Here is a 25864-nt window from a genome sequence, read left to right as displayed (position 1 = left end):
TAATTATCCCATTGGAGGCATGCCACCGCCGGTACCACCTGGACCACCAGAGACAGCAATTACATCATCAATTCTAAGAATCATACATGCAGCTTCTGTCGCAGATTTAATAATTTGTTCTTTAACAGCAACAGGTTCTACAACATCAATTGAAAGCATGTCTGCAATCTTTGTATTTCTAGCATCAATACCAGTCCATTTACGACCTTGATTTTGTTTTGCTCGTAGATTTGCCATGGTATCAATTGGATCCATTCCTGCATTTTCTGCAATTGTTAATGGAATTACCTCTAATGCTTCAGCATATTTCTTAATTGCAAGTTGTTCTCGTCCATCAAAATTATCAGCCCAATCTTTGAGTTGTGAGGCTGCATAAGCTTCTGGCGCACCTCCACCTGCAACAATTTCAGGCTTTTCAATTACATCTTTTACTACCATAAGGGAGTCATGAATGGAACGGTCAACTTCATCAATTACTCTCTGAGAGCCACCACGAATTAACATTGTAACGGATTGTGGATTTTTACATCCTTCAATGAATACCCATTTATCAGATTCAACTTTCTTTTGGTGAACTAAATTAGCAGAACCAAGATCTTTTTCAGATAGATCATCTAGGTTAGTAATTACGCGACCTCCAGTAGCCTTTGCTAGTTTAATCATATCACTTTCTTTTACACGACGTACTGCCATGATTCCATTTTTTGCAAGATAGTGTTGTGCAATATCATCAATTCCTTTTTGGCAGATTAGGACATTGACTCCAATATCATGTAATTTATCAACCATTGTCTTTAGCATTCTATTTTCTTCTTCTAAGAACATCTGCATTTGAGTTGGATCTGAAATTCTTATTTCAGAACTCATTTCAGTTTTTTCAATTTCAAGTGCTGAATTAAGCAAAGCAATATGGGCTCCATCTATTTTTGTAGGCATTCCACTATGAACAATTTCTTTATCTAAAACAATTCCTTTAACAATTTGAGTATCTTGGATTGATGCACCAGCTTTCTTTTCAACCTTGATATTTTCAAGGTCAACAAAATAGTCTTCGCCCTTCTTAGTAACAATACTAAGAATAGCATCAACCACAACTTTTGACAATATGCCACTATCTTCTGAGATTAATTTTGATTGCATACTTGTTGTAGCGATTTTTATGAGTGATTCTTTATCATCAGGTTTGATTTTCTTTGATAATTCAGAGTAAATTTCAAGAGTTTTTTCTGCTGCAATTTGATAGCCATCAACAATTGTAGAAGAATGAACATCCTTTTTGAGAAGCTCTTCTGCTTTTGCTAATAGTGTACCTCCAAAAACTACAGAAGAAGTTGTACCATCCCCAACTTCATTATCTACAGTTTTAGAAATCTCAACCATCATTTTGGCTGCTGGATGTTGGACATCAATTTCTTTGAGAATTGTTGCTCCATCGTTCGTAATAGTAACGTCACCTAAAGAATCAACTAACATTTTATCAAGACCTCTTGGTCCGAGACTGGTTTTTACTAATTCTGCAACTAATTTTGCTGCTGCAATGTTATTTTGTTGAGCGTCTTTACCTTTTTGTTGTAACGCACTCTCTTTGAGTACTAAAACAGGTCCATTTGGTCCTTGTTGAATTGATGCCATTTAGATTCAGCTTCAATCCCTTGAATCCCCCTTTTTAACATTACTTAGTTGATCGGTGAGATGTAACTCCGTTTTTTTACATCAACAATACCACCTGAAAGGATTCTAACAGAAGGTAAAGCCAAAAAAGGCAAAAACAAAGGAATTAGATGAGGTCTGGAAAATTTACATCCAGAATCAACAATTGAGTTATTGATTTTTTCAAAATTAGATGATACTTTGTCAAATGAATCTGTTGAAACGATCCCTGCAAACTGTAGAGGTAAAGAAGCAAGAACTTCGCCAGATTTTACTACAACAAGTCCACCCTGATTTTTGATTAAGTGATTTGATGCAAACGCCATATCAGAGTCATTTGAACCAATAACTATCATATCGTTTTCATGAAAACTCCACGTAGAAGCAAATGCCCCAATATCTGCACCAAAATTTTCAAGAAATCCTATAGCATGCCTATTCGTTCCATGGGTTCTATCAAAAGCAGCAACTTTCCATACATCTGAATCCAAAGATGCAGAAACAAGATCATTTTTTGACTGAAGTTGAGCTGAACCTATCTTTGTAATTATTTCTGTTTGCATAAAAATAGTATTTGCCACAACATCTTTCTTTTTAGACTTTACTTGAAAATCATCTTTTGAGAATTTTTGTAGTTTGACAGTATTTTTGATCCAAGGAGATATTGTTTTTTTCTTTATTGGAAAAACAATTTTTCCATTAGATACTGCAAGTTTTCCTCCTACAAACACAGTTTTAGGTTTAAATGATTTCAAATCATTAAAAATTAGAATATCAGCTAATTTACCAGGTGCAATTCCACCAAGATCTTTTCCCATGTTATAGTAATCAAAATTATTTTTTGATGCCATAGTTACTGCATCAATTGGCTCTAAGCCAAGTTTGATTGATTCACGAATACAATGATCAATATGACCAAATTTTGAGATATCCTTTGGATCAAGACCATCTGAGCAAAACATTAATCGGTTGAGATATGTGCCATGAGACAAAACTCTTGGAATAATTTCTTTCAAATCACGTCTTATAGAGCCTTCTCTAATCATAATCCACATTCCAAGACGTAATCTCTCCAATACTTGATCAAAATTGATTGGTTCATGACAAGAAAGAATTCCAGAAGAAACATAGGCATTCAATTTTTTTTCACTTGCGCCAGCAGTGTGTCCATTGATAATGCAATCACATTCTAGCATTGTTGAAAGAGATTTCATTGTTTTTGGTTCACGAAGAGTAACCTTTGTCCAAGAGAAAACCTCACCCAATCCAAGAACATGAGGATGTTTTACTGCAGATTTTTCTTGATACAAAGTAAGAGTTTTACTGTTACTAAATTTTGCATCAACAGGTAGTCCACCAGGTACAACTTGAAAAATTCTTACTGGAAGATCTTCTCCTAATTTTAAAAATTCTTGAAATCCCTTGTACCCACCTACACTAACAACATCAATAGGATCAGAGAAAAGAGAAGTTACGCCGCAAAGAAGTGCTTGTTTTGCAAATTCTGAAGGAAGAACAAATTGATCAATATGTAAATGAGGATCTGCAAAACCAGGACCAACATAATTGTTTTTTACATCAACAATTTTGGTTTTAGGACCTTGTGCATGTGTTGCATCTGGACCAACATATGCAATTCTATCACCAATTATTGCAATCTGAGTTTTTGGAATGATTTCACGAGTATAAACAGAAAGTAAATTACAATTTTTCAAAATTAGATCTGCTTTTTTTTCACCCATAGCTACTGAATTCAAGGAAGAGATCGAATTTGCTAGGCTCGAAGTCACGATTTTAAATTAGATTTTGCGCCTATTATAGATTCAATGCTTAAATTACGGTTGAGAAGGTTTTGTTGATATGAACATACCAAAGGTGATCCGCAAGTATTGTGCAAAATGTAAGACACATACTGAACAAAAGGTCTCCATTTACAAGGCTGGAAAAAGGCGTGGTTCTGCAAGGGGTGAACGAAGACATGCTGAACGTAAACATGGTTATGGTGGACAAAAATTCCCAAAATTAGCAAAACCAGCCAAAGTAACAAAAAAAGTTACTCCAATTATGACATGTACCGTGTGTAAAAAGAAATACAATAAACTAGGGGTTAGAATTAAGAAATTTGAGTTGGTGGCAGCATGAAAAAAGATCACGTTGAGATTCCAAAACCATCAAGTAAATTTCAAAAAGTTAATTGCAATGAATGTGGTGAACTACAAATTGTTTATTCACATGCATCAACACAAATTGCATGCAATTCATGTGGAAACACAATTGCAGAGGCAACAGGCTCTAAAGCAAAAATTAATGGGAAAATCTCAGGTAGTGCTGAGTAAATCATAATCTTGTTTAGTATTTAGATTAAGTGCAATTCTCTTATCATCAATTACAACATAATTTTCTTCTACATTTTCAAGTGAGTTAATTTTTTGGGAATTAATTAATGAAATTCCTGTAAAATGACATTTTTGTTGATTATGAATAATAGAATAATCAGACTTAATTCCAATAGACGTTAGCAGTCTATCGGTGACAAGAATACTTGTCCAGGTTTTTTGAGAGTCATAGTGGTTTACAATTGTTTGAATAATTTCATTATCCAATAAAGGCATATCACCAGATGCAACTAAAATTGAATCATTGAATTTCTGTAATACAGAATTTAGATCTTCTACATATCCTATTCCAGAAGTATCAAAAATTTCAATATTATTTTCTTCTAATAGTGTTTTTGTTTTAGGGGAGTTTGGACTAGTTATTGCAATAATTTTAGAAAAATAATTTGAATTTTTTAATGAATCAATTACGTGTAGAATAATCGGCTTTTTGTATTGTAATAGTAATTTTTCATCATCTAAATTCATACGAGAACCTTTGCCACCAGCCATAACAATACCAATCATATTGATACAAACACCATCAAAGAGGCTAATCTTGTAAGTTCATTGGTAGCACCAATTACATCACCAGTTATTCCACCAAAACTACGAGTAGATACTCCCAATAGGAATAGTGTCAAAGCGATAGTAACTCCTAGCATTATCAATCCAGTAGTCTCGCCTATCAAAGTTACAGGGATGAGCATGATGATAAAAGCTGCTGCTAATTTTTTCTTGTCTTTCATGACATGCACGAAAGGTGAATTTGAGCCTAGTGTAGCAGATTTTCCCAAGCTTGCCAAAAGCACCATTGAGAATTTAGCTAGAATTTCACTAATCAAAATTGCTTTAAACAAATCAAACCCACTAGTAAGTGAGATCGTAATTATCAAACCAACAAGATACAAAACAAGTCCAACAATTCCTGCTGAACCAGTAGAAAGATCTTTCATTGCTTTGAGTTTTTTTTCTTTTGTCCCCTTTACCATAAGTCCGTCTGCAAAATCTGCCAATCCATCGGCATGATGTATGCCAGTAACAATTGCAATAGATGCAACAACTAAGAGACTAACAAGCAGTGGATCAAAAAAGAAAGATAATCCAAATCCAAAAGAGCCAACTAAAAGTCCAATTGCAATTCCAACTATAGGAAAAATATACATGTATTTTGCAATATTTTCCAAAGTTGCATTTGATGATGGAAATATTGTCAAGAAAGAAAAAACAGAACCTATTTCCTTAAGCATGAATCCACCATCCAATTAATGTTAAAACAGAAATGATTGGAATAATTACAATTCCAAAGAAAAGAATTGAAGTTAATTTCATCATAGATATTGCAGAGATAACATGTTCTTTTGTGAGAGTAATTTCCCCATTACCTAATTTGTAATGATTTATTTTTTCAAATTTTGTACCAAGTGCTCCTGCTAATGCAGCCATAGGATATCCTGCATTAGGGCTCTCGGTTTTTTTCCCATCACGAATCATTATCTTGTAAGACGCTTTCCAATTATGTTGTAAAACAGCAGCCGAAATGATCATTACAAATCCAGTAAGTCTTGATGGAATGTAATTTAATACAGTATCACATGTAGCTGCAAACCAGCCCAAATTTTTGAAAATATCTGTTTTATATCCTATCATAGAGTCAGCAGTATTAATTATTCTATACACAAATGCTCCAGGAAGTCCAAAAATTGCATAATAAAACAGAGGACCAGTAATCCCATCTACTGTATTTTCACTTACGCTTTCAAGTACGCCTGAAATTATGTGATTTTTATCTAAATTGGAAGTTTTTCGTTTAACAATCATAGAGAGATTTGTTCTGGCAGAATCTAGATTATCCATCTCAAGAGATTCAACTACGGCCATTGCATAGTGTTCCATCCCTTTTATTGCAATAGTAGTCTTTAGTAGCAAGATACCAATCAAAACTGAAACTATCAACGTTATCCAATCAGTTGTAAGAAATGAAATACCAAAATCTAATATCAATAGTAATGTAACAGTAATTCCTATAGGAATACTAACTACAAATATTCCACCTAGTCTTTCAATTTTTTGATTTGGATTTTGTCCAAGTGGGGTTAATTTGGCAACAAGTTCACCTATCCAAGCAGTTGGATGATATTTATTCTTGGGATCACCAAATACGAGATCAAGTATCAATGCAAATCCTACAACTATCAAAGATTCTAAAATCATTTTATCATCCTCTCAATTACTTTGATATCTAAGTTATTTTTTACAACTTTTGCAAGTTTATCTAATTCTTTATCAATTTTTGAAATATTGTTTTTGGTCCATGCAATTTGTTTTGCTTTAGCATTAAGTGAATCTTCTTCAGGTAGATTCATTTTCATCATAGGAATGGTTCCAATTACAGGAATTTTGGTAAGCTGTTTTATTTTTCTAAAACCTGGCTTTAGAACATCAATGTCTCCTCTGAATTTATTTAATATGAATCCCTTTACCAATTTTTGATATTTTTTTTCAATTAAGTCCATGGTCCCTATCAAACTTGCAAATGATCCACCTTTATCAATATCTGAAACCAATAACACAGATGCATTTGCTTTTTGAGCAATTTGCATATTTGCAATGTCATATTTTTGTAAGTTGATTTCAGCGGGAGAACCTGCACCTTCTAAAATTACTAGCTCATAATTTTTTTGCAGTTTTGATAATGAAGTAGTAGCTGCTTTGATGCCTTTTGATTTTACAAATTTTGCATAGTAATCTTTTGCATGCATTTTCATGTAATATTTTCCATTAAGGTAGACTGCACTATAGTAATTTCCCAGTGGTTTAAGCATAATTGGGTTCAAATCAGGCTCGATTGGGCATCTTGCAGCAATGGCTTGGATTGCTTGGGCACGAGAAATCTCAAAATCAGGCGTGGCATAACCAAAATTCGACATGTTTTGAGATTTGAACGGAGCCACAAGGTATCCTTTTTGTTCAAAGATCCTACACAGTGCTGCAACCAATGTTGTTTTTCCAGCACCTGATGATGTACCCTGAATCATTAAAGACTTCATGCAATTGCCTCTATTGCATTTACAAGTTTTAGATTATCTTTATGAGACTTTATTGCAATTCTAATATAGTGATTGTTTAATCCACGGAAATTTTTACAATCACGAATCAATATTTTATGTTTTAGTAATTTTTTTTGAATTTTTGTTGAATCTTGTTTTGTTTTTATTAAAACAAAATTTGTTGCTGAATTATAGCATTCAAAACCAGGAATTTCAGCGATTTTCTTTTTTAGAAAATTTGATTCTTTCTTAATAATTGATTTTGATTTTATTAGATGAGATTTATTTTTAATTGCCATAATTCCTGCTTCTTGAGCTAATGCATTTACACTCCAAGGAATTTTTATTTTTTTAGAATTTCAATAATTGTTTTCGAACCTATACCATATCCAATTCTAATTCCTGCCAATCCATATGATTTTGTTAGTGATCTTAGAACAAAGAGATTATCATATTTTTTTACTAAATTTATTATAGATTGATTTGATTCAGGAACTAATTCAATAAAGCATTCATCAACAAACACAAGACAAGATTTATTTTTTGCAGATGAAATTATTTTTATTAATTGTTTTTTTGGTAGTATAGTTCCAGTAGGATTATTTGGATTGCATACAAAGACACATCCATTAGTAGGGATTTGTAAAATAAATGAATCTAGGTTTTTAGAAAGATCCATTGTTTTAAAAAAAGTAAATTTACAATCAGCAAGTTTTGATGCAGATTCGTATTCACTAAAAGTCGGAGTTGGAATTAAAACACGTTTTTTAGACAAAAAGGTATTGCAAAAATTATAGAGTATCTCAATTGCGCCATTGCCAACAACTATGTGAGAGTCTGATAATCTAGTGTATTTTTTGAGGCTAGAGAGTAAATTGATGGAATCTGTATCAGGGTAATGTCCCATTTCATCCAGTCTTTTTTTCATAGCAGATTTTACAGAAGAGGGCATACCGGCAGGACTAGTATTTGAGCTAAAATCTAAGACATCAATATGGCGATTTCCTCCAGAAAATCTACCTCCATGAGATATTGGGTGATGTTCAGTAATGCTTGTTTTTGTCCGAATTTTCACATTACAAAATAGGAACAGGCGATATAGTATCTTTTGGTAATTTGAATAACGATTATTAATTGAAACCGATCAGTAGTTAATTCATGGAGAAGAAAAGAGTTGCAATAATAGGAGTCACAGGTTCTGTAGGACAAGAATTCGTACAGTCTTTGAATAACCACCCATGGTTTGAGGTAACCCAAATTGCAGCTTCTGAGCGTTCTGCAGGCAAAAAGTATCTTGATGCTATCAGAAACGAAGGTGGAATTATCATGTGGGATGTTGGCGGCGAGATCCCAGATTATATCAAAGAAATGACTGTTAAAAGAATTGACGAGCTTGATACATCACAGTTAGATCTAATATTTTCAGCAGTTGAATCTCAAGCTGCAAGAGACATTGAAACCAAAATGGCAGCAGAATTACCGGTAGTTTCAACTAGTTCTGCATACAGATACGAAGAAGATGTTCCAATTCTTATTCCAGGTGTAAACGATGAGCAGGCTGAACTGCTTGAGACTCAAAAGAAAAACCGTAACTGGAAAGGATTTGTAGCACCACTACCAAACTGTACAACTACAGGTTTAGCAATTACACTAAAACCATTACTTGAAAAATATGGTGCAAAAAAAGTCATGATGACTTCAATGCAAGCAATTTCAGGTGGTGGAAAGTCAGGGGTTTCTGCAATGGGAATTACAGATAATATCTTGCCTTACATTCCAAAAGAGGAAGGCAAAGTAAGGTTAGAAACAAGAAAAATTCTTGGAAAACTCAAAGACGGTAAAATTGAAGATGCAGACATTAGAGTTAGCTGCACATGTACTAGAGTTCCAGTAATTGATGGACATACAGAATCAGTCTTTGTTGAAACTACTGAATATATTGACCCAGCAAAAGCAAAAGAGCTTTACAATAATTACAATAAAGAAATATCAGTAGAAGGGTTACCTTCAGCTCCAAAAGAATACTATGCATTCCATGAAGATCCAACAAGACCTCAACCAAGAATGGAAAGAGAAGTTGGTGATGGAATGACCACAACGATTGGTAGAGTTGAAAAAGAAGAATTGTTTGACAAGGGACTAAAATACATGCTGTTTTCACATAACAAAAAAATGGGTTCAGCAAAAGGCGCAGTGTTATTAGCTGAAATGTTATACAAAAAGGGCAAGATTTAGATTTTTTTTGCAATTTTTTCAATAATAACTTTATAAGAACCAGAAATCTAGAACGACTCAGGTGTTTTAGACGGCAAAAGTAGACGATCTAGATCTTCAGATTTTATCAGAATTATCTAACGATGCATCTATTTCAGTTCCACGTTTATCAAAAAAAATCAATGTAAACTCATCAGTAGTATATTCAAGAATCAAAAGATTAGTAAAAAGAAAATTAATTGAACGATTTACAATTGTTGTAAATGATGCTGAGTTGGGATACAATGTTAAAGCATTAACTGGAATCAATATGGACACAAAAAAACGTGATCATATAATTTCAGAATTATTCAAGATTGACGGAGTAAGAGAAGTGGCAGAAGTTACTGGAAGATTTGATATTCTTGTTACAATGTATTCAAAATCATTGGATCAGATGCATAAAATGGTCTCAGAGAGAATTGGAAGGATTGAAGGCATTCAGTCTTCAGAGTCGTTTATTGAGATGAAATCACGTGCCAAAGCAATGCCATATATGCCATCAAAGGATAGTGATTAATGTTGCAGAAACAAAAGTCAGAATCCAGGGTTGCAGTATACTATGAGTTAACAAAGCCCAAAATTTGGTACTTGTTGGTATTTACTGCATTTGGAGCTGCTTTAACAGCATCTAATATTTACGGGATTGAAATTGCCCCATCAACATGGGCACTAATGTTATTTTCAGTTGCTGCAGGTTCTGCTGCAGCTAATACTTTGACAAATTATCACGATAGAGATATCGATGCAATTATGGAAAGAACAAAAGGTAGACCACTTCCATCAAAAAGGATTTATCCTGCAGTCAAAGCACGAAATTTTGGATTAGCATTAGCTGGAATTTCACTGGTATTAGCATTTGGAATTTCATTTACAACCACATTAGAACAAGGAACATGGGCAACTGCATTCATAGCATTTGGATTACTAAACAATGTTCTTGTTTACTCTTATGCATTAAAACGAAATTCAAGGACTAACATAATTTTAGGAGGATTATGTGGTGGTTCACCACCAATGATTGGATGGGTTGCAGTAACAATGTCAGACTTGTGGACTATGGGACTTGCAATGGCAGGATTAGTTTTCATTTGGATTCCAATGCATATTTGGGCACTAACATTACATTTCAAAGATGATTACAATAAAGTAAATGTTCCAATGCTGACAGCAGTACAATCAGAAAAAACATCTGCAAGAGCAATAGCTGGATCAACAGTAGTTATGGTATTATTTTCAATTGCACCATTTTTCATAACCACTCAAAGTGGAGAGGAGATGGTAGGAGGAGTTTATCTATGGACTGCAATTGCATCAGGTGCTTTGATGATTGCATTATCAATATGGGTAATTGTAAAACCTATGGAAAAGGCATCATGGACTTTGTTTAAATTTTCTAGTCCATATTTGGCAGTATTGTTTATTGCATTAATGGTTGATTCTGCATTATAAGATACTACTATTTTCATCTAAACTATTAAGCTCTTTTGTGATTGTAGTGTGTTTGTTAACTAATTCCTCAAGTTCATTTTGTAATTCAGTTGAATTCCATTTTGATGAAATTAACGCAGACAGTTTTGCAACAATGTTCCATTGAACATTATTTTGCTCATCAATTAATTCTAAGAATCGTTTTCCTTTCTCATCGTCATTCATGATTTTTGTCACATAATTCAATGATAAAAATCTGTAGTAGGTAATTATATAATTTCAAAGTTTTATTAAGAAATTATCAATTATTTGATTATCATGCAGTGTAGTATTTCAGAATGTAAATCAAAAGCAATTCAGACAGTAAAGATTAGTTTTAGAGAAACTAGAAATCTTTGCAAAGAACACTTGAAATTGTTTCAAAATAAGGATAAAGAACACATGACATTTTTTACTAAGGCCTCAGAACTCAAATGAATTCAATCTGAATATTTTCAAATTTTAAAATTATTGAAAGATTTAACATCTACTATTTTTAAACTAACATATGGCTATTAAGAAAAAAACCAAAACAAAAAAGAAGCCAGTCAAAAAAACAATTTCCAAACCAAAAACTACAAAATCTAAAACTACAACAAAATCTTCTTCAAAAAAACCAGAGTTTGAAAAAGCCTGGAAAGAATATAATTCTGCATTAAATGGATGGAAAGAATCTCTAGCACAATGGCAAAAAGCCACCAATGAGACTTTAATGACATATCATGATGCATGTCAAAAAGCAGTTGAGTCAGATGCAGAACTTTTGAAAAAAGTTAGTTCAAGTTGGGAAAGTACTTGGGAAGAAATTGGTCCTGAATATATCAAACAGCAAACAAAAATGATTGAAAACATATTCAAAGAAACCAACATTGAATCAATCAAAAAATTTAATGATCAGTGGGAAAAATTCCTTAAAACCTCAGGAGATGATTCAATCACGGCATATCAAGAAGCCATAAAGAAATTCAACCAAGCATGGCAATCAGGTCAAATGTAGTTTTAAAAATTATGACTTTTTCATTTTTACAATACGAAATACTTTGCAATTACAAATAGAACAAAATCCTTTCATGGCAGGTCTTCCATTTTTCATAGTTGTTTCTTCAGGGTTTTTGATTTTTCTCTTTGCTCTACATTTAACACAATAAGCCTCAAGAGAATTGGAGTTTAGAGAAACTTTGTTGGAATGACTATCAAGCCTTTTCTCAATGTCATCTAATTTTTTATTTTGTTTTTGTAATGTTTGAATGATTTCATGTTCAATATCTGCAGATTCCAATTTTTCAATTTCTTTTTCTAATTCATGTACTTTTGAAATCTGTTCTTGTGTAGGTTCATCAGATGGAGGATGCAATTTTGAAAATAATTCATTTTCCAATTCATCAATTTGATCTTGTAGATCATCAATTTCAGAAATTTGTTCAGATTCAGGTTCCTCTTTGGGTTCAGATTTGATTTTAGGGATTGGCTTGTTAGATAGTTTTGTTTCTAATTCATCAATTTGTTTCTGAAGTTCATCTAATTGTGCAAATTGTTTAGGAGTAGCTTCTTCAGGTTCATAAATTGCTTCTGTAGCATGTTCTATTTCTTCAAAAACTTCTTTTGCAGATTCTTTTGGTAATGAACCTCTAGGATTTGGTGGAGGTGGCTGTGATTCTAATTCTTGAATTTGTTTTTCTAATTGTTCGAATCTAGCTAGTTGTTCAGGAGTAGCTTCTTCTTCAGGTTCAGGTTTGGGTCGTGATTCTAATTCTTGAATTTGTTTTTCTAATTGTTCGAATCTAGCTAGTTGTTCAGGAGTAGCTTCTTCTTCAGGTTCAGGTTTGGGTCGTGATTCTAATTCTTGAATTTGTTTTTCTAATTGTTCGAATCTAGCTAGTTGTTCAGGAGTAGCTTCTTCCTCTTTTATCTCTGGAATTTTTTCTTGTTCAACAACAGGTTCTGGTGCTAAATCAAGTTCCTGAGGAAGCTCTTCTACAGATTCTTTTGGTAATGAACCTCTAGGACTTGGTGGAGGTGGTTCTGGAATTTTTTCTTGTTCAACAACAGGTTCTGGTGCTAAATCAAGTTCCTGAGGAAGCTCTTCTACAGATTCTTTTGGTAATGAACCTCTAGGACTTGGTGGAGGTGGTTCTGGAATTTTTTCTTGTTCAACAACAGGTTCTGGTGCTAATTCTGGTTCAAGCAATCCCAGATTAGACACATTAGGTAGATCGCCTAAATAATCTAATTTGACTTTGTTTCCATCAATTCGTAAAAATGGTTCACCATCTATTGAAAAGGTTTGAATTTTGTGTCCTTTTTTCCAAGAGTTTTTTGTACTGTAAATTGTTACATAAGAAATACCATTTTTTATATCAGATGAAATAGCAAGTCGATCAATAGGTTTTCCTTTAGTTATGCCTTGATCTGTATCTCTATGTCTAATAGCAATCGAAATCAAGTGTTGTGTATCATAACTGACCTCAGAAATTAGATAGTCAGCCCATTTATCCATTATAAAAAATAGTGATTATTTTCTAGTAAATAAGCGAGTCTAAATCAAAATAATCAGTGTTTGGACCTAAAAAATAAGATTATAATTGGTTTTACAAAACAATATTCAAATGGAGATTTCTGTAGAACCATGGAAAAAACTAATAATTCATGAAGTAATTGAATACAAATTTGATGATTGGGTAAAGCAAATAGCATTTAGCAGTAGATCATCGGGGGGTGCAATTCCTACAATGCAATGGACAAATGGAATCGTCTTCTCACCTGCAAATTTTCCAACAACAAATGCTACAGTTGAAGAGCAACTAAAAGGAATACTACATTGGTCATCAGTATCATTTGCAATAAAAGAAAAATTTGAAAAACAAATAGTCAAAGAAAATGCTACAATAAATTTAGTGGATGTAAGTGTAAACAAAATTTTCAAAGAATTGGCAATTAGTTTAAAATCACAATCAAAATTTAAAAATCTTGAATCTGGCAATAATCAATGAATATTGAAAAGGCACTTGATGATTGTAAAATTTATCTAAATCAGATAAAACAATATGATCCTGATCCATTTTACGTTAAGCATTTTTTCAATAAATTCATAGATTCTGTAAATATAATTTTAGAAGGTATTTTTGAAGAAGCAAACAGAGATTTTGGGCTATTCATAACAGAAAAAATATCGTATGAAGGATTTCATCAAAAAGCAAAAACAAAGAACGATGTTAAAGCAGTTAGATTTTCAGAATGGTATAAAGATAAATTTAATCAAGAACATAGTAGTAAACTTCCAAAAATGATAAAAAAAATTTGTGACTTAAAAAAATATCATAACACATTGCCTGAAATAAAAATTATGATGAGAGCTCAAGATCGATATGAGGATGATATTAATCAACAAATCATGGTTGGATTAAGTCATGAGAAATTACGTTCAAAAGAGGAATTGAAAATTGAGATGAAAAGACAATTACCATTATTTTTAGAGGTAATTAATCACAAAAGAAAAGAAAAAAGTGAGCCTAGCGTAGGTGAAAATCAAGTAATCACTTCAGCATTTATTGGTGTTGAAGATGTTTTTGAAATTGCATATGCAGCAGAAATTTACATTCCAGTATTAGAACGAATAGTTGAAGAGTCAAGGAAAAAAATTAAAGAATTAACAAATTGGGATTAAATTAATCTAAAAAACCAAAAATGGGATGTTCATTTTTTATTTTAATTATTGGAAAATATGAAAAACCATGATCAATAGTATCTGAGAATTCAGGATTTTTTCCTTGATTACCTTGATACTTTAAGAAATTTTTTGTGGGTTCTGAGTCTAATTCAACATAATTGAAATTATAATAAACTTCATCCATGTCTAAAGAAGTAATGTAACCAAGTACCCAAGATTTTTTTCTAGGTAATGCAAATAATGTCAAATTTTGTTCATCTGGAAATTCAGGATCATATGTTAGCCTAGCTAGACTACCTAGATCTTTTACATGAATGGGATGAAACTGATCTATGATTTTTTCTTCTTTTTCAGGCAAGGGAGAAATTTCTGATTCCATATGCACAATAGGAGCATAATGAGAAATATTTTTTGTCGACTCTACAATTTCACAAATTTCTTTTCTGCCTGTTATCTGATAAGATATGTATCGTCCAGATTTTTTTAGAGGAGTATAAAAAATCAACAGAGTATTAGCAAGAATCACACTACATGAAACAACTCTTTCCCCACCAAATTCCTGTGAATAAACTCGTTGTGGATATTCTCTAAAAGCACAAGCATATCGTGCCAAATCATCAAAACTAGCTAATTCAACAAAGCATTCATTTTGAGAAATGGTCATAAAAAATTAAGAATAGTTGATATTTTTATTCTTTCAAGATTTATGTGGATTTTGGCCACATTGAGCCCCATGTTTCAGTGAATTTTTTCATCATTTCACCATATGCATTCATCTGTTCCAATCCAGATGAACTTAGACTCTTTTGCCAATTTTCAACAAATTGTTTGAAAGTTGACATGTTACTGTCATTGAGAGCTTTTTGCCAATTCTCACTAAATTCTTTGAAAGAATTCATTCCAGCATCGGTCATTGCTTTTTGCCAGTTCTCTACAAATAATTTCATGGTTTCATTACTAGATTCAATACTAGCTTTTTCCCAAACTTCATTAAATTTAGATTGCATTTCATTACTGGCAGTTTGAATTTGCTCAAAAAGAGATTTCCAATTTTCAAGAGATTTTGTATATTCTTGCCATAATGAATCCCACTCATTATTTTTTTCTTGTTCAGACATTAACTGAAGATGGTATTCATTATTCTTAAATGGTTCCCTAAGAATTAAAAAAATTATTTTTGTCGATTTTTTAATCTTTTTTCCATTCGGATTTTTCCTTCTTCAAATTTGACTCGATCTTCATCTGTTTTTAAAGAAAGCTTTGGAACATGCATAGGCTTTCCATTTTTATCCAAGGCTACAAAGGTTACAAAAGCAGTTCCAGTTACAGTTCTAATTCCAGTAACAATATCTTCAGCCTCCGCTCTAACTTCTATTTCCATAGAAGAATTATGAACATAGTTTATTCTAGCATTTAATGAAAGAACATTTCCAACAAAAACAGGTTTTAGAAAATTTACACTATCCATAGATACAGTAACAGCATTTGACTGTGAATGTCTTTGAGCAACAATTCCAGCAACCATGTCAATATGTTTTAAAATTTCACCACCAAATACATTTCCAGCTGGATTTGCATCAGAAGGAAACATTCTAACAATTACTTCAGCATGGGATTCAGATGGGTTCTTTTCTCTAAGATTAGATTCAGACGACATTTTACCTAGAATAATTCTAATTTATCCAAATTTAATTTAATCAGTTGATTTTGATTATTTCAAATATTTTTCAAGTTTAATTTTATTGATTTTTGGAATTTTTGCCAATTCAAATCCTTCAGGACGTTTTGATAGAGATCTGGTTGCATCAATACCCATTTTTGCAGTTTGTAATTTCTTTTGATTACTTGATGGATCAAGGCTAGAACCACGTACATTTTTGAGAATTACAAGATCTTTATCTGCTTGGAATCTTGTAGCCATTGCATATTCCACAGATTCTGCATCATTAGGATCAATATCATCATCAACTACTGTAACTTGTTTTAATGAACGATGCGATTCAAATGTTTTTTTAATTATTTTTTTTGCATCAGATTCATTTTTCTTTTTTATTTGAACAACTGCATGCAACCAATTACACCCACCATTGGTCATGGAAACTTGTTGTGTTTGTTTGAATGCTTTTTTCAAATCCCCATTTAATTTTGATTCAATTGGCATTCCCATTAACAATCGATGTTCTGAATAACCAGATAATACATCATGAAAAATTGGGTTATTTCTAAAATACAAATTTTCAAGTTCAAAAATAGGTTGAGATCTTTTATGATCATAGGTTTGGAGCATTTCAACCATCCATTCAGGATGAGTTTTATCCTGAAGAATTTTTCCTTCCATAACAATTTCTGAACCAGATGGCACATTTAGTCCAGTATACGGAAGTTTTGTCAAAGTTAATTTTCCACCCAATAATGAATTGGCAATAGCAATCTCATCTTTGCCCCATTGTGCTTGATATGCACCAGCAATAGAAATTGCAGGGTGAACACCAACAGTAATCGCAATTTTTAGATCTTCCCCATGTTCTTTAGCATCAACAAAACATCGATGTAAATGACGACCTTCAACCATTCTTATTGAAAAATGGTTTTTGTCAATTGGCATCATTCTATGAAACGATGAATTTTGTTTTCCAGTTTCGGGATTCTTGACATATGCAATTGAAGATGTGATAAATGGGCCTGATTCCTTCTCAAAATGAGTAACAATAGGCATAGAAAAGAGATTTTTTGATTTGTTTTCTTGGAATTTCCCTGATGAAATAATTTTAGGGGGTCTTGCTTTGTTTATAGCTGAAATTACTTTCTCATGAATGTTATTTTCTGTTCCACCAACTGCAAGAGCAAATCTCTTTCTAGTTCCAACTAGATTAGCAATTAAATGGAAATTACTTTCTTTGATATTTTCAAATAACACTGCATGCGAACCGTCTACTTTAGCAATGATTCCAGCAATTTCATATTTTGTTGAAACTTTGGTTTTTACAATTTTAAGTTCCTTATTTTTCTTAATTTTAGAAATATAATTTCTTAAGTCACTCATTCTCAATCATCTCCATAATTTCAGACATTAAGTCTTTTGCAGTATTAGGTTCTAATTCTTTTTGTATAAATGCAGAAACTAATGCAATTCCTCGCATTCTAGTACTAATTCGTTCAGCAACAAGTTTCAGAAAAAGAGATTCGGTTCTAGAAGGAATTATGGTAGTTGTAACAGGAGTAGGACCAGTGGCCATTGAAGCCACCATAGAGCCTATTTTATTAGAACCCTCAGATATAGAAATAAAATATCCATTTTCAAATTTTTGAATGTTTAAAGAAAAATTTCGGCCCTCCAAATTTACCAATTTTTGGAAAAATCCATTTGGAGAGTTCAATAAGCTATGAACAAGTCTTATGCTTTTATTGCTATTGATTCACTTTCTTGGGAAGCATCAAGCAAAGTAGGATTTTTCTTGCAGTTCTTTTCATGTTTGTCTGGATAGACAAATAATTTTTCACAGTATTTGCATGGAGTTTTTTCCTTAGACTTTGTTGTTTTAGTTTTTGCAGTTTTTGCTTTGGATTTTGCTTTTACTGCAATTTCTTCAACTTCTGGTTGAACTTCTGTAACTGATTTTGCTTCAATAGAATCAGCCTCAACTCTTGCACGTAGTTTGGCTTTGTATTTCAAATTACGTGGTTTAGTTCTTAATCTATAGCCACAGCATGGACACCATAGTCCTTCCCATTTGATGAATATTTCACAAATTTGACATCGACGTTGTCCAGAAGCATATCTTCCAGTTCCAACAGGCTTTTGAGCCTTATATCTTACACAAATTCCTTTACAAGTCATCTTGGTAATTTAATATAGAATTCATAAGTATATAAGGATGGATCGATAAAATTTAGAAAAAAAGTATCAGAAAGTTGTAATAATTTTACATAATTTTACGATCAGTAGAATTAGTTTCAAGGAAAAACAAGAAATCATCAATAAATATGTATAGCTTGTTTGAATTTCGGTTTTTTTGAAAAAATGATATGTATCAATATAGTTGTTTGATAAAAAATTTCAGTTTTTCTTAAAAAATAGAAGAAATTCATATAGTATTACTAAAAATTCGAAACCAAGGGTAGATAACTAACCAGTAATAGACAAAGGCAAAATGGAATGGCGGTAACCATCTCGTTGAGAGATGTATTTTGCAGATAACATATCTCGTTTTCCTCTTTGATTAAAATTCTTGATTTTCATACTGGTCTTCCTTTCATCAACAAATTCTAATTCAAAAGATGAACAAAATTGTATATTTAGCATAGCTACAATTTGTTTTGCAATTCCCATATTACCATTTCCAATCTTAACGATTTTTCTTTTAGCCCTAAGACCACCTAGAACCCGAATAATATGAATAACTAATTTCTCTGCAGATGGATGAAATGAGCTCTCAATTTCTTTCCCATAGTAAAATATAGATAAACCAGTTCTTTCTCCAGGATCAATTCCTAGAATCAGATCATCTTCCTCAAAATCAAGATTTAGTTTTTGCATCATTAGTCCCCTAATGACAGTAGGATGATGCTCAAAAATATCCTCGTGAAGAAGTGGGGTTTCACAAGTTTTTGGGGATTCCTTACGAGTTGTTAGAACAAGATGACCTGAATAGTTTTGTATTTCTTCAGGTAAAATTGAATCAAATGATAGTTTAAGTGCCTTCAGATATGTTGAAAATCTATAGTACGGTTTACCGTAAGAAGTGGCAATTCCAATACGAGAATTAAGTAAGGGATCGATATTTGACAAAATGAAATATAGGATTTAGGGTTATGCCTTCAAAACAGTTGACACGACATGTTTCACTGCTTCATCAAAATTTGCATCAATTTTTGATTGGATTTCAGATAATTTAGCCTCACCTTCTTGAGCAATTTTTGCAGATTCAGCAGTTGCTTTTTCTTTTGAAGCATTTATCAAAACTTCGGCTTCTTTGGTTGCCATCTCTCTGGTTTTTTCCATGAGAAAATCTATTTCGTTTTGAGCCTTTACTGAAAGTTGTTTTTTCATATCTCCAACTTTACTGTTTAAGGAATCAATTTTATCTTCTAAGACATTTAGAGATTTGATAATTCCAGTGACTTTGGATTCTGCCATACTCATTACACTCGAATTTCAGCAATTCCATTAATTAAATCATTCATTTTTAGGTCAATTTTAGGCACAAAATAAAAGGTCATCCAGTAGTCAATAGCAAAATTGCCCTAGCAAGATCGCCTTTTGCTTCTTCTAATGCATTTTTAGCCTTTTCTTCATCAACACCTGCTTGCTGACTGACAAGTTGAATATCTTCTTCAGAGAAGATAGGAACCTCTAATTCTCTCTCCTCATAACTATCAGCAGTTACAGTAAAAATTGAATTATCTTTAGCTTTCATTTCAGTAACAGAAGGTTTCGAAATAATAATCTCTTTTTTATCAGTCTTTATGATAACTTCCTGGACATTAGAAAGTTCATTCATATCAAGACCCATCTTATCCATCATCCTTCGCATTTCGCGATTGCCTCCGCGCATCATAATTCTTTTTCCTCTTTACGACTTTTTAAACTATCTCTAACCTTTACAGCCACACCTCGATCAAAATCAGAAATCATTTCATATGATAAAACAGCCCTACCTACTGCAATTACTTTATTTTTGAATAAAACAGGGGTGTCACCTGAGATTCTAACATTTTTTCCACATTTTACAACATGTTTACAAAATACAGATCTTCCTTCTTGTACAAAAGACGCTGCATCTTTGTTTATCTCTACACAATTCTCTCTAAACGTTTTACTCTTCAAGAGTATTTGTGCAAGATAAGGACTAATTGCCAAACCACCATCAATTCTTAATGTGCATAATAGTTTTCCTTCATGTAGAACAGTTCTAATTCTGCCAGTTTTCCTTGAAAAAGTCATTTCAATATCTTTAGGCAGGAATTTAGAAACACCACTTCCAAACAAGGCATCAATAGAATTACGGAGTTTTAAAACATGGTCCATATTTTGCCTTCAATTGATTCTAAATATTAGTTCAATGATTATACATATCAAAATATTAAAACTATATAGAATGGCTTTTTCTCTTTAGTTTATGGAAGAAAGGGAGGAAACAAGGAAAATCCAGTTTACAGGTAAATCATCATACATAGTTTCATTACCAAAACAATGGATTATGGATTTAGGCTTAAAACAAGGGGATCAAATTAGAATGGTAAGAAAAGGTTCATCAACACTAGAACTATATCCTCCAAAATTTGAATCACGAAATCCGAAAAAAGAAGAAGCGATAATTGAAATTAATCCAGAAGAAAAGGCATCCTCAATTGTTAGAAAATTAGTTTCACTTTATTTTTTAGGGTTTAAGACAATTAATGTAAAACCAAAAGATGGAAGGTTAAGTCCTGTTCAGAGAAATACAGTAAAAGAGGCCGTTAAACGAATGTTGATGGGATCAGAAATTATTTCTGATTCCAGTGTAGGCATTACAGTACAAGTTCTAGTTAATTTATTAGAGTTATCAGTAGACGGGGCATTCAAAAGAATGATCCATTTGGCAAAATCAATGTCTAGTGATGCAATCTTAGCTGTAAAAGAAAACAATCTAGATTTGGCACAAGAGGTAATCAACACAGATGACGAGGTAGACAGATTTGGCTTTTATATTATTCGTCAATTAAAAATCGCAATTCAAAATGAACACATGTTAAAAGAAATGGGTTTTAGAAATCCGAGAAATTGTTTGGGATATAGATTAGTTGTAAAAAATATTGAAAGAGCAGGAGATCATGCAGCATTTATTGCAAAAGATCTTCTGGAATTCAAGAAATCAGTGAAAAAGGAGATTTTAGATAAATTACAAGACATGAATGAATTTTGTTTATCAGTACTAGATGATGCTTGCCTTGCATTGTTTAAAGAAGATTATTTACAGGCTGAAAAAACCATTGAAAAAACAAACAATATTGCAAAATATGAGAAAAAAGTCAGAGATGCCTCAAAATCACTCAAAGACGACGAGGAGATTTATAGAGTTAGAAGAATGACTGAAAATATAAGAAGAGTTTCAGAATATGCCAGCGATATTGCAGAAATAGTCCTGAATATGAATATCGAAAAAACAATCAAGAAAGCAGTATAGATTTTCAAAACAGGTAGAATCTTTAACCCAAATTATAGTAGAACCATAGAATCAAAATGAAATCGGCTATTTTAATCACATATGATAAAGATGACATAATTAATGAAGCAAAAGGGCTTTGTGATGCAGCAGGATTACAGGTAGTCCATACAATTAAGCAGAAATTTTTGAAAAAGCCAAAGTATGGCATAAGCGGTGGAATTTTAGAGAATCTGGAAGAGATTTCAGAAAAAATTAGACCAGATGTGATTGTGTTTGATGAGGTTTTAAAACCAAGTCAAAATTATAACTTAGCATCAGTTTTACACAGAGAAATTTTAGATAGAGAAGCACTGATTCTTGAAATTTTTGAAAGTAGGGCATCAAGTGCAGAATCAAAATTGCAAGTAAAGTTAGCTCAATTAAGGTATGAGATGGCCAGAGCAAAAGAAAAAGTTCGACTTTCAAGTATGGGAGAGCAACCAGGGTTTATGGGAATAGGAAAATTTGAAGTTGATGTTTACTATAATGACATTAAACATAGAATGCAGACAATTAGATCTAAGCTAGAAAAAGCTGGAAAGCAAAGAGAGTTACACAGACAAGGACGAAAAAGAATGGGATTCAAAACAATTTCACTTGCAGGTTATACTTCAGCAGGAAAAACAACCTTGTTTAACAAGATGACAGGAGAAACAAGAGATCAAAGTAGTGAATTGTTTACAACACTTTCAACTACTACAAGACGAGTTACGATTAACCAAGTACCATTTTTAATTTCAGATACAGTTGGTTTTATCAGTAAATTACCAGCTTACATGATTGATGCATTCAAATCTACATTAGAGGAATTAGGTCATACAGATATCATCATTGTAATAATTGATATCAGTGATCCATTATTTGAATTAAAAAAGAAATTTTCTAGTTGTATGAGAACATTAAGTGAACTAGGGGTTGAAAAAGACAGAATGATTTACGCATTAAATAAATCAGATTTACTAAAAGAAAATGAAATTGAAGAAAAAATAGAGACATTAAATTTAGTAGATAATAAAAAATGGATTCCAGTTTCTGCAAAAACTGGTAAAAATGTAAAACAACTAAAAGAATTGATTAAAGATATTTTGGAAAGTTATGATTCACACGTATTTGAAAATAGGTTAGGGGCTGAAAAAACATATGGAAATTGAAGTAGTCCGAATTGGTCAAAGACTAGTAAGAGATGATAGAGTTACAACACATGTGGCATTAGTATCAAGAGCATTTGGAGCCAAAAAAATCTTCATGACAGAAATTAATCCAGAGATAAAAGATACTTTGAGAAAAATCAATGAAACATGGGGAGGGAATTTCTCAGTTGAATTTATTGAAAAATGGAAACCAATTATTAAAAAGAAAAAAGAGGAAAATTTCAAGATAATTCATCTTTCAATGTATGGTGAAAAAATTAATGATGCTCAAGAAAAAATTCGAAAAGAAAAAAAATTGTTAGTGGTGGTAGGGGCAGAAAAAGTACCCAGAGAAATTTATGAGATGGCAGATTATAACATAGGAATTGGGAGTCAGCCTCATTCTGAAATAAGTGCTCTTGCCATACTTTTAGATCGAATTCAAGAAGGTCAACAATTTGAGAAAGAATTTCCAGATGCAAAACGGAAGATTATACCCACAAAAGTAGGTAAAAATGTACAAGTAAAGGAAACAAGGGATTAATAATAGAAAATTGGGAAAAGATTAGAGTTGGTAGACAAATACGAAGATCCTTTTGTTAGAATAGCCTCAATGATTGGAGGAGATGAATATCTCAAAGTAGCTCGTTCATTACTAAAAGCAGAAGATGCAACTGATGAAGAAATTGCAAGTTCAACAGGGCTTAGAATCAATATGGTAAGAAAAGTATTGTATGATCTTTTTGGAAAATCCCTAATCACAGGGATTAGAGTAAAAGATGAGAGAAAGGGGTGGTTTGTTTACAGATGGAGAACAAGAAGAGAAGAAGTTGAACATTTTATTGAAAATCAGAAAAAGAAAATTGAAGAGAGATTACAACAAAGATTAGATTATGAAAATGCATCTGATTTTTATCATTGTGGAAATGAAGATTGTCCAAGAGTAACCTTTGAAGATGCACTTGAAGGTATGTTCAAATGTCCATCATGCGGAAATGTTCTAAATCTAAAAAAGAACGATAAGTCTAAAAAGGCATATCAAAAGAAAATTGATGAAATCAAAAAAGATATGCAGCAGATTTTCTAAGCATTTTTGGAAATAAGTTAAATAGAAAGTTAGGGTAGTTTTTTTATGTCTCAAGATTCAGAATCATCAGTTTGTAATATTTTCAAAGATAATTCATCTAAAATAATCAATAAATTAGAAATGCAAATTCCGTCTCATTTTCAAATATATTCAGACATGTATAAAGAATATCTACATCTATTAGATGACATATTTGGAACATGTATAATTTCTGAAAAAGAATTTTTTGAAAAAATGAATACTGACAAAAACTCTATGAAAAATATAAAGTCATTTTCTGATAGTCTAACAGATTTTTGGATAAAGCAGATTGATAATTATGATAATTATCTGAAATGGTACTCTCAAATGAGAATTTCAGGCATGAAATCATATGATCAATTTGTGCATATTATGATGGATTCATACTCAAAATCACTTTCAAATTTTAGTACTAACTTTGAAGATTAAGTTACAAATTAAATAGGAGAAATCATTCTCAAAAAACCTTGAGTCAGATCACTACAGTCAATCCTGCAACAGGTGAGAATATCAATACATTTTCACCAATGGGTAGAGATCAGGTTTTTGAATTAGTTAGAAAAGCAAAAAGAGCATTTCCTGAGTGGAAAAAAGATTATGAAAAGCGTAGAAGTTACATTTACAATTTAGTTGAATATCTAAAGAAAAACAAAACAGAGTTAGCAAAAATTGCAACTAGTGAAATGGGAAAAGCGCTCAAAGAATCAATTGGTGAAGTTGAAAAATGTGCTTGGGCATTGGAATTTTATGCAGATCATGGAGATAGCTTCCTTTCTGATGAAGTATTAAACACAGATGCAAGAAAGAGTTTTCTGACTTTTGAGCCATTAGGGGTAATTGGTTCTATTATGCCATGGAATTTTCCATATTGGCAAGCTCTGAGATTTGCAGCTCCATGTTTGATGGCAGGAAATGTAATTGTGATGAAACCATCAAGAATTACTATGCAATCAGGAATCGAAATTGAAAAAGCATTCACAGAAGCAGGGATACCAGAAGGAGTGTTTTCAACCGTAGTAGGAAGTGTAGATTCTGCAAATCATCTTATTGATTCAGATGTTAATGCTGTAACATTTACTGGTAGTACTAATGCAGGAGCAAAAGTGGGGGAAAGGGCCGCCATGAATCTAAAGAAATGTGTTTTAGAATTAGGGGGAAGTGATCCATTCATAGTTTTAGATGATGCAATTATCGAAAAAGCTGCTGAAGGGGCAGTCAAAGGCAGGTTTATCAATTGTGGGCAAAGTTGCGTAGCATCTAAAAGATTTTTTGTAGGCAAGAATATAGCTAAAGACTTTATTGAATTATTTATCAAAAAAGCATCTCAACTCAAAGTAGGAGATCCAATGTCAATGGATACAGATGTCGGTCCAATATCCAGTAAAGGCGGGTTAGAGACAATTTCTGGAATTGTTGAAGATGCAAAGGCAAAGGGTGCTAAAGTGTTACTAGGAGGAGACAAGATTGAAGGTAATGGATATTTCTACCAACCAACAATTCTTACAAACATTAAACCCGATATGAGAATTGCAAAAGAGGAAACATTTGGACCAGTTGCACCAATAACAATTGTTGAAAACGAAAGCGAGGCAATCAAATTAGCAAATGATAGTGAATTTGGATTGGGTGCAAGTATTTGGACAAAAGATCTTGCAAAAGCAGATAAAATGTCAAGAAGAATTGAATCTGGAATTGTTAGTGTAAATAATGTAGTTATTTCAGATCCAAGAATTCCATTCGGCGGAATAAAACATAGTGGTTTTGGAAGAGAGCTATCCAGATATGGAATGCTGGAATTTGTAAATCTAAAATCAGTTAGATTCTATGACAACTTAACACATCATCATTACGTAGAATAATTTTCTATAATTGAAATTATGAGTACCCTTTAAGTATAATTTTAGCGCACTATATACTGACGAGGACACTCGATGACGTGTATTGTTGAGTGAAGATCAAAGAGATCTTTGGGAA

35 protein-coding genes and 1 pseudogene are annotated in these 25864 nt (G+C 32.4%); 16 read left to right on the top strand and 20 right to left on the bottom strand.

The genetic code is table 11. The features are described from left to right. Positions 1–3: 3 nt before the first annotated feature. Both thsB and NPIRD3C_RS02330 read right to left on the bottom strand, forming a co-directional pair. Positions 4–1632 carry a thermosome subunit beta gene (gene thsB, locus NPIRD3C_RS02335; RefSeq protein WP_148702663.1) on the bottom strand — a complete coding sequence of 543 codons (1629 nt, stop codon included), beginning with the start codon at positions 1630–1632 and terminating at the stop codon, positions 4–6. 44 nt (positions 1633–1676) lie between these two features. Continuing rightward, the gene (locus NPIRD3C_RS02330; RefSeq protein ID WP_148702662.1) at positions 1677–3392 is read right to left on the bottom strand and encodes an adenine deaminase; all 1716 of its coding nucleotides are present in this window, start codon (positions 3390–3392) and stop codon (positions 1677–1679) included. A gap of 118 nt (positions 3393–3510) precedes the next feature. Here NPIRD3C_RS02330 and NPIRD3C_RS02325 point away from each other — a divergent pair, with 118 nt between their 5' ends. Together NPIRD3C_RS02325 and NPIRD3C_RS02320 are read left to right on the top strand one after the other, a co-directional pair. After that, complete coding sequence (locus NPIRD3C_RS02325) at positions 3511–3792, top strand: 50S ribosomal protein L44e (protein WP_012215962.1); 282 nt, start codon at positions 3511–3513, stop codon at positions 3790–3792. Continuing rightward, complete coding sequence (locus tag NPIRD3C_RS02320; protein WP_148702661.1) at positions 3789–3986, top strand: 30S ribosomal protein S27e; 198 nt, start codon at positions 3789–3791, stop codon at positions 3984–3986. Before NPIRD3C_RS02325 ends, NPIRD3C_RS02320 begins: the two co-directional genes overlap by 4 nt. On the opposite strand, the gene NPIRD3C_RS02315 is transcribed toward NPIRD3C_RS02320, so the two are convergent. The 6 genes from NPIRD3C_RS02315 to NPIRD3C_RS02295 are packed head-to-tail and all read right to left on the bottom strand — an operon-like array spanning position 3969 to position 8150. Continuing rightward, the gene (locus tag NPIRD3C_RS02315; protein ID WP_148702660.1) at positions 3969–4553 is read right to left on the bottom strand and encodes an NTP transferase domain-containing protein; all 585 of its coding nucleotides are present in this window, start codon (positions 4551–4553) and stop codon (positions 3969–3971) included. The two genes, NPIRD3C_RS02320 and NPIRD3C_RS02315, sit on opposite strands and share 18 nt — an antisense overlap. Beyond that, positions 4550–5275 carry an adenosylcobinamide-GDP ribazoletransferase gene (gene cobS / locus NPIRD3C_RS02310; protein ID WP_148702659.1) on the bottom strand — a complete coding sequence of 242 codons (726 nt, stop codon included), beginning with the start codon at positions 5273–5275 and terminating at the stop codon, positions 4550–4552. Before cobS ends, NPIRD3C_RS02315 begins: the two co-directional genes overlap by 4 nt. Further along, positions 5268–6239, bottom strand: a complete 972-nt coding sequence (locus NPIRD3C_RS02305; protein WP_148702658.1) for a cobalamin biosynthesis protein — start codon at positions 6237–6239, stop codon at positions 5268–5270. The genes cobS and NPIRD3C_RS02305 overlap by 8 nt, the downstream gene beginning before the upstream one ends. Beyond that, positions 6236–7075: a cobyric acid synthase gene (locus NPIRD3C_RS02300; RefSeq protein ID WP_148702657.1), complete on the bottom strand. Its 840-nt coding sequence runs from the start codon at positions 7073–7075 to the stop codon at positions 6236–6238. The genes NPIRD3C_RS02305 and NPIRD3C_RS02300 overlap by 4 nt, the downstream gene beginning before the upstream one ends. Then, a complete protein-coding gene (locus NPIRD3C_RS10825) occupies positions 7072–7374 on the bottom strand; it encodes a hypothetical protein (RefSeq protein ID WP_237087702.1) in 303 nt (100 codons plus the stop codon). Before NPIRD3C_RS10825 ends, NPIRD3C_RS02300 begins: the two co-directional genes overlap by 4 nt. Positions 7375–7418: 44 nt before the next feature. Beyond that, positions 7419–8150, bottom strand: coding sequence for a pyridoxal phosphate-dependent aminotransferase (locus NPIRD3C_RS02295; protein WP_237087701.1), 732 nt, complete (start codon positions 8148–8150; stop codon positions 7419–7421). A gap of 83 nt (positions 8151–8233) precedes the next feature. On the opposite strand from NPIRD3C_RS02295, the gene asd reads away from it, so the two are divergent. The 4 genes and pseudogenes from asd (at position 8234) to cyoE (ending at position 10780) form a co-directional block, all read left to right on the top strand. Next, positions 8234–9310, top strand: coding sequence for an aspartate-semialdehyde dehydrogenase (gene asd, locus NPIRD3C_RS02290; protein WP_148702656.1), 1077 nt, complete (start codon positions 8234–8236; stop codon positions 9308–9310). 100 nt (positions 9311–9410) lie between these two features. Further along, positions 9411–9473 (top strand): annotated as a pseudogene (locus tag NPIRD3C_RS11095) (Lrp/AsnC family transcriptional regulator); the annotation flags it as partial. A 90-nt stretch (positions 9474–9563) separates the two neighbouring features. After that, positions 9564–9848, top strand: a complete 285-nt coding sequence (locus tag NPIRD3C_RS02285) for an Lrp/AsnC family transcriptional regulator (RefSeq protein ID WP_425338876.1) — start codon at positions 9564–9566, stop codon at positions 9846–9848. Then, a complete protein-coding gene (gene cyoE / locus NPIRD3C_RS02280) occupies positions 9848–10780 on the top strand; it encodes a heme o synthase (protein ID WP_237087700.1) in 933 nt (310 codons plus the stop codon). Before NPIRD3C_RS02285 ends, cyoE begins: the two co-directional genes overlap by 1 nt. On the opposite strand, the gene NPIRD3C_RS02275 is transcribed toward cyoE, so the two are convergent. Continuing rightward, positions 10775–10984 (bottom strand): hypothetical protein, encoded by a 210-nt coding sequence (locus NPIRD3C_RS02275; RefSeq protein ID WP_148702654.1) that lies wholly within the window; start codon positions 10982–10984, stop codon positions 10775–10777. The genes cyoE and NPIRD3C_RS02275 overlap by 6 nt on opposite strands. 93 nt (positions 10985–11077) lie before the next feature. On the opposite strand from NPIRD3C_RS02275, the gene NPIRD3C_RS10575 reads away from it, so the two are divergent. Continuing rightward, positions 11078–11236, top strand: a complete 159-nt coding sequence (locus tag NPIRD3C_RS10575; RefSeq protein WP_182126311.1) for a hypothetical protein — start codon at positions 11078–11080, stop codon at positions 11234–11236. 70 nt (positions 11237–11306) lie between these two features. Continuing rightward, the gene (locus NPIRD3C_RS02270) at positions 11307–11795 is read left to right on the top strand and encodes a hypothetical protein (RefSeq protein WP_148702653.1); all 489 of its coding nucleotides are present in this window, start codon (positions 11307–11309) and stop codon (positions 11793–11795) included. A 9-nt stretch (positions 11796–11804) separates the two neighbouring features. On the opposite strand, the gene NPIRD3C_RS11090 is transcribed toward NPIRD3C_RS02270, so the two are convergent. Further along, positions 11805–13295, bottom strand: a complete 1491-nt coding sequence (locus NPIRD3C_RS11090; protein WP_202812474.1) for a DUF5679 domain-containing protein — start codon at positions 13293–13295, stop codon at positions 11805–11807. Positions 13296–13404: 109 nt separating this feature from the next. Here NPIRD3C_RS11090 and NPIRD3C_RS02255 point away from each other — a divergent pair, with 109 nt between their 5' ends. Continuing rightward, positions 13405–13788, top strand: a complete 384-nt coding sequence (locus tag NPIRD3C_RS02255) for a hypothetical protein (RefSeq protein ID WP_148702652.1) — start codon at positions 13405–13407, stop codon at positions 13786–13788. Then, positions 13785–14462, top strand: a complete 678-nt coding sequence (locus tag NPIRD3C_RS02250; RefSeq protein ID WP_148702651.1) for a hypothetical protein — start codon at positions 13785–13787, stop codon at positions 14460–14462. The genes NPIRD3C_RS02255 and NPIRD3C_RS02250 overlap by 4 nt, the downstream gene beginning before the upstream one ends. A gap of 1 nt (position 14463) precedes the next feature. On the opposite strand, the gene NPIRD3C_RS02245 is transcribed toward NPIRD3C_RS02250, so the two are convergent. The 10 genes from NPIRD3C_RS02245 to NPIRD3C_RS02200 form a co-directional block, all read right to left on the bottom strand. Further along, the gene (locus tag NPIRD3C_RS02245) at positions 14464–15129 is read right to left on the bottom strand and encodes a hypothetical protein (RefSeq protein ID WP_148702650.1); all 666 of its coding nucleotides are present in this window, start codon (positions 15127–15129) and stop codon (positions 14464–14466) included. 40 nt (positions 15130–15169) lie between these two features. Next, positions 15170–15583, bottom strand: a complete 414-nt coding sequence (locus NPIRD3C_RS02240) for a hypothetical protein (protein ID WP_148702649.1) — start codon at positions 15581–15583, stop codon at positions 15170–15172. Positions 15584–15636: 53 nt separating this feature from the next. Continuing rightward, positions 15637–16122: an acyl-CoA thioesterase gene (locus NPIRD3C_RS02235; protein WP_148702648.1), complete on the bottom strand. Its 486-nt coding sequence runs from the start codon at positions 16120–16122 to the stop codon at positions 15637–15639. 54 nt (positions 16123–16176) lie between these two features. Next, positions 16177–17508: a UbiD family decarboxylase gene (locus NPIRD3C_RS02230; protein WP_148702647.1), complete on the bottom strand. Its 1332-nt coding sequence runs from the start codon at positions 17506–17508 to the stop codon at positions 16177–16179. Beyond that, entirely contained in the window at positions 17501–17842 is a 342-nt protein-coding gene (locus tag NPIRD3C_RS02225) for a proteasome assembly chaperone 4 (protein WP_148702646.1), read from the bottom strand. Before NPIRD3C_RS02225 ends, NPIRD3C_RS02230 begins: the two co-directional genes overlap by 8 nt. A gap of 17 nt (positions 17843–17859) precedes the next feature. Continuing rightward, positions 17860–18303 carry a hypothetical protein gene (locus NPIRD3C_RS02220; protein ID WP_148702645.1) on the bottom strand — a complete coding sequence of 148 codons (444 nt, stop codon included), beginning with the start codon at positions 18301–18303 and terminating at the stop codon, positions 17860–17862. A gap of 288 nt (positions 18304–18591) precedes the next feature. Then, positions 18592–19170, bottom strand: coding sequence for a hypothetical protein (locus NPIRD3C_RS02215; protein ID WP_148704093.1), 579 nt, complete (start codon positions 19168–19170; stop codon positions 18592–18594). A gap of 105 nt (positions 19171–19275) precedes the next feature. Continuing rightward, a complete protein-coding gene (locus NPIRD3C_RS02210) occupies positions 19276–19602 on the bottom strand; it encodes a hypothetical protein (protein WP_148702644.1) in 327 nt (108 codons plus the stop codon). 79 nt (positions 19603–19681) lie between these two features. After that, a complete protein-coding gene (locus NPIRD3C_RS02205) occupies positions 19682–20023 on the bottom strand; it encodes a nascent polypeptide-associated complex protein (protein WP_148702643.1) in 342 nt (113 codons plus the stop codon). Further along, a complete protein-coding gene (locus NPIRD3C_RS02200; RefSeq protein WP_148702642.1) occupies positions 20020–20493 on the bottom strand; it encodes a PUA domain-containing protein in 474 nt (157 codons plus the stop codon). The genes NPIRD3C_RS02205 and NPIRD3C_RS02200 overlap by 4 nt, the downstream gene beginning before the upstream one ends. A 91-nt stretch (positions 20494–20584) precedes the next feature. Here NPIRD3C_RS02200 and NPIRD3C_RS02195 point away from each other — a divergent pair, with 91 nt between their 5' ends. The 6 genes from NPIRD3C_RS02195 (at position 20585) to NPIRD3C_RS02170 (ending at position 25749) form a co-directional block, all read left to right on the top strand. After that, on the top strand, positions 20585–21631 hold the full coding sequence (locus NPIRD3C_RS02195; RefSeq protein ID WP_148702641.1) for a phosphate signaling complex PhoU family protein: 1047 nt from the start codon (positions 20585–20587) through the stop codon (positions 21629–21631). 56 nt (positions 21632–21687) lie between these two features. Next, positions 21688–22803 (top strand): GTPase HflX, encoded by a 1116-nt coding sequence (hflX, locus tag NPIRD3C_RS02190; protein ID WP_148702640.1) that lies wholly within the window; start codon positions 21688–21690, stop codon positions 22801–22803. Beyond that, a complete protein-coding gene (locus NPIRD3C_RS02185; protein WP_148702639.1) occupies positions 22793–23326 on the top strand; it encodes a tRNA (cytidine(56)-2'-O)-methyltransferase in 534 nt (177 codons plus the stop codon). The genes hflX and NPIRD3C_RS02185 overlap by 11 nt, the downstream gene beginning before the upstream one ends. 27 nt (positions 23327–23353) lie before the next feature. Continuing rightward, positions 23354–23869 (top strand): transcription factor, encoded by a 516-nt coding sequence (locus NPIRD3C_RS02180; protein WP_016939412.1) that lies wholly within the window; start codon positions 23354–23356, stop codon positions 23867–23869. A gap of 45 nt (positions 23870–23914) precedes the next feature. Further along, positions 23915–24319 (top strand): hypothetical protein, encoded by a 405-nt coding sequence (locus tag NPIRD3C_RS02175; RefSeq protein ID WP_148702638.1) that lies wholly within the window; start codon positions 23915–23917, stop codon positions 24317–24319. 98 nt (positions 24320–24417) lie between these two features. Then, complete coding sequence (locus tag NPIRD3C_RS02170) at positions 24418–25749, top strand: NAD-dependent succinate-semialdehyde dehydrogenase (protein ID WP_342399209.1); 1332 nt, start codon at positions 24418–24420, stop codon at positions 25747–25749. Positions 25750–25864: the final 115 nt, after the last annotated feature.

Source organism: Nitrosopumilus piranensis, from assembly GCF_000875775.1.
Taxonomy (GTDB): domain Archaea; phylum Thermoproteota; class Nitrososphaeria; order Nitrososphaerales; family Nitrosopumilaceae; genus Nitrosopumilus; species Nitrosopumilus piranensis.
Note: the sequence above shows the minus strand (reverse complement) of the source record. Positions and strands in the feature narration are given on the sequence as shown.

What these genes read in the sequence shown, in the direction of transcription:
- NPIRD3C_RS02170 (WP_342399209.1), top strand. Translation starts at nt 24,418, where the DNA reads ATGGGTAGAGATCAGGTTTTTGAATTAGTTAGAAAAGCAAAAAGAGCA.
- NPIRD3C_RS02270 (WP_148702653.1), top strand. Translation starts at nt 11,307, where the DNA reads ATGGCTATTAAGAAAAAAACCAAAACAAAAAAGAAGCCAGTCAAAAAA.
- hflX (WP_148702640.1), top strand. Translation starts at nt 21,688, where the DNA reads ATGAAATCGGCTATTTTAATCACATATGATAAAGATGACATAATTAAT.
- NPIRD3C_RS02325 (WP_012215962.1), top strand. Translation starts at nt 3,511, where the DNA reads ATGAACATACCAAAGGTGATCCGCAAGTATTGTGCAAAATGTAAGACA.
- NPIRD3C_RS02300 (WP_148702657.1), bottom strand. Translation starts at nt 7,075, where the DNA reads ATGAAGTCTTTAATGATTCAGGGTACATCATCAGGTGCTGGAAAAACA.
- cyoE (WP_237087700.1), top strand. Translation starts at nt 9,848, where the DNA reads ATGTTGCAGAAACAAAAGTCAGAATCCAGGGTTGCAGTATACTATGAG.
- NPIRD3C_RS02255 (WP_148702652.1), top strand. Translation starts at nt 13,405, where the DNA reads ATGGAGATTTCTGTAGAACCATGGAAAAAACTAATAATTCATGAAGTA.
- NPIRD3C_RS02240 (WP_148702649.1), bottom strand. Translation starts at nt 15,583, where the DNA reads ATGTCTGAACAAGAAAAAAATAATGAGTGGGATTCATTATGGCAAGAA.
- NPIRD3C_RS02250 (WP_148702651.1), top strand. Translation starts at nt 13,785, where the DNA reads ATGAATATTGAAAAGGCACTTGATGATTGTAAAATTTATCTAAATCAG.
- NPIRD3C_RS02175 (WP_148702638.1), top strand. Translation starts at nt 23,915, where the DNA reads ATGTCTCAAGATTCAGAATCATCAGTTTGTAATATTTTCAAAGATAAT.
- NPIRD3C_RS02245 (WP_148702650.1), bottom strand. Translation starts at nt 15,129, where the DNA reads ATGACCATTTCTCAAAATGAATGCTTTGTTGAATTAGCTAGTTTTGAT.
- NPIRD3C_RS02305 (WP_148702658.1), bottom strand. Translation starts at nt 6,239, where the DNA reads ATGATTTTAGAATCTTTGATAGTTGTAGGATTTGCATTGATACTTGAT.
- NPIRD3C_RS02200 (WP_148702642.1), bottom strand. Translation starts at nt 20,493, where the DNA reads ATGGACCATGTTTTAAAACTCCGTAATTCTATTGATGCCTTGTTTGGA.
- NPIRD3C_RS10575 (WP_182126311.1), top strand. Translation starts at nt 11,078, where the DNA reads ATGCAGTGTAGTATTTCAGAATGTAAATCAAAAGCAATTCAGACAGTA.
- NPIRD3C_RS02320 (WP_148702661.1), top strand. Translation starts at nt 3,789, where the DNA reads ATGAAAAAAGATCACGTTGAGATTCCAAAACCATCAAGTAAATTTCAA.
- NPIRD3C_RS02315 (WP_148702660.1), bottom strand. Translation starts at nt 4,553, where the DNA reads ATGATTGGTATTGTTATGGCTGGTGGCAAAGGTTCTCGTATGAATTTA.
- cobS (WP_148702659.1), bottom strand. Translation starts at nt 5,275, where the DNA reads ATGCTTAAGGAAATAGGTTCTGTTTTTTCTTTCTTGACAATATTTCCA.
- NPIRD3C_RS02205 (WP_148702643.1), bottom strand. Translation starts at nt 20,023, where the DNA reads ATGATGCGCGGAGGCAATCGCGAAATGCGAAGGATGATGGATAAGATG.
- NPIRD3C_RS11090 (WP_202812474.1), bottom strand. Translation starts at nt 13,295, where the DNA reads ATGGATAAATGGGCTGACTATCTAATTTCTGAGGTCAGTTATGATACA.
- thsB (WP_148702663.1), bottom strand. Translation starts at nt 1,632, where the DNA reads ATGGCATCAATTCAACAAGGACCAAATGGACCTGTTTTAGTACTCAAA.
- NPIRD3C_RS02235 (WP_148702648.1), bottom strand. Translation starts at nt 16,122, where the DNA reads ATGTCGTCTGAATCTAATCTTAGAGAAAAGAACCCATCTGAATCCCAT.
- NPIRD3C_RS02275 (WP_148702654.1), bottom strand. Translation starts at nt 10,984, where the DNA reads ATGAATGACGATGAGAAAGGAAAACGATTCTTAGAATTAATTGATGAG.
- asd (WP_148702656.1), top strand. Translation starts at nt 8,234, where the DNA reads ATGGAGAAGAAAAGAGTTGCAATAATAGGAGTCACAGGTTCTGTAGGA.
- NPIRD3C_RS02330 (WP_148702662.1), bottom strand. Translation starts at nt 3,392, where the DNA reads ATGGGTGAAAAAAAAGCAGATCTAATTTTGAAAAATTGTAATTTACTT.
- NPIRD3C_RS02220 (WP_148702645.1), bottom strand. Translation starts at nt 18,303, where the DNA reads ATGACTTGTAAAGGAATTTGTGTAAGATATAAGGCTCAAAAGCCTGTT.
- NPIRD3C_RS10825 (WP_237087702.1), bottom strand. Translation starts at nt 7,374, where the DNA reads ATGGCAATTAAAAATAAATCTCATCTAATAAAATCAAAATCAATTATT.
- NPIRD3C_RS02195 (WP_148702641.1), top strand. Translation starts at nt 20,585, where the DNA reads ATGGAAGAAAGGGAGGAAACAAGGAAAATCCAGTTTACAGGTAAATCA.
- NPIRD3C_RS02210 (WP_148702644.1), bottom strand. Translation starts at nt 19,602, where the DNA reads ATGGCAGAATCCAAAGTCACTGGAATTATCAAATCTCTAAATGTCTTA.
- NPIRD3C_RS02230 (WP_148702647.1), bottom strand. Translation starts at nt 17,508, where the DNA reads ATGAGTGACTTAAGAAATTATATTTCTAAAATTAAGAAAAATAAGGAA.
- NPIRD3C_RS02185 (WP_148702639.1), top strand. Translation starts at nt 22,793, where the DNA reads ATGGAAATTGAAGTAGTCCGAATTGGTCAAAGACTAGTAAGAGATGAT.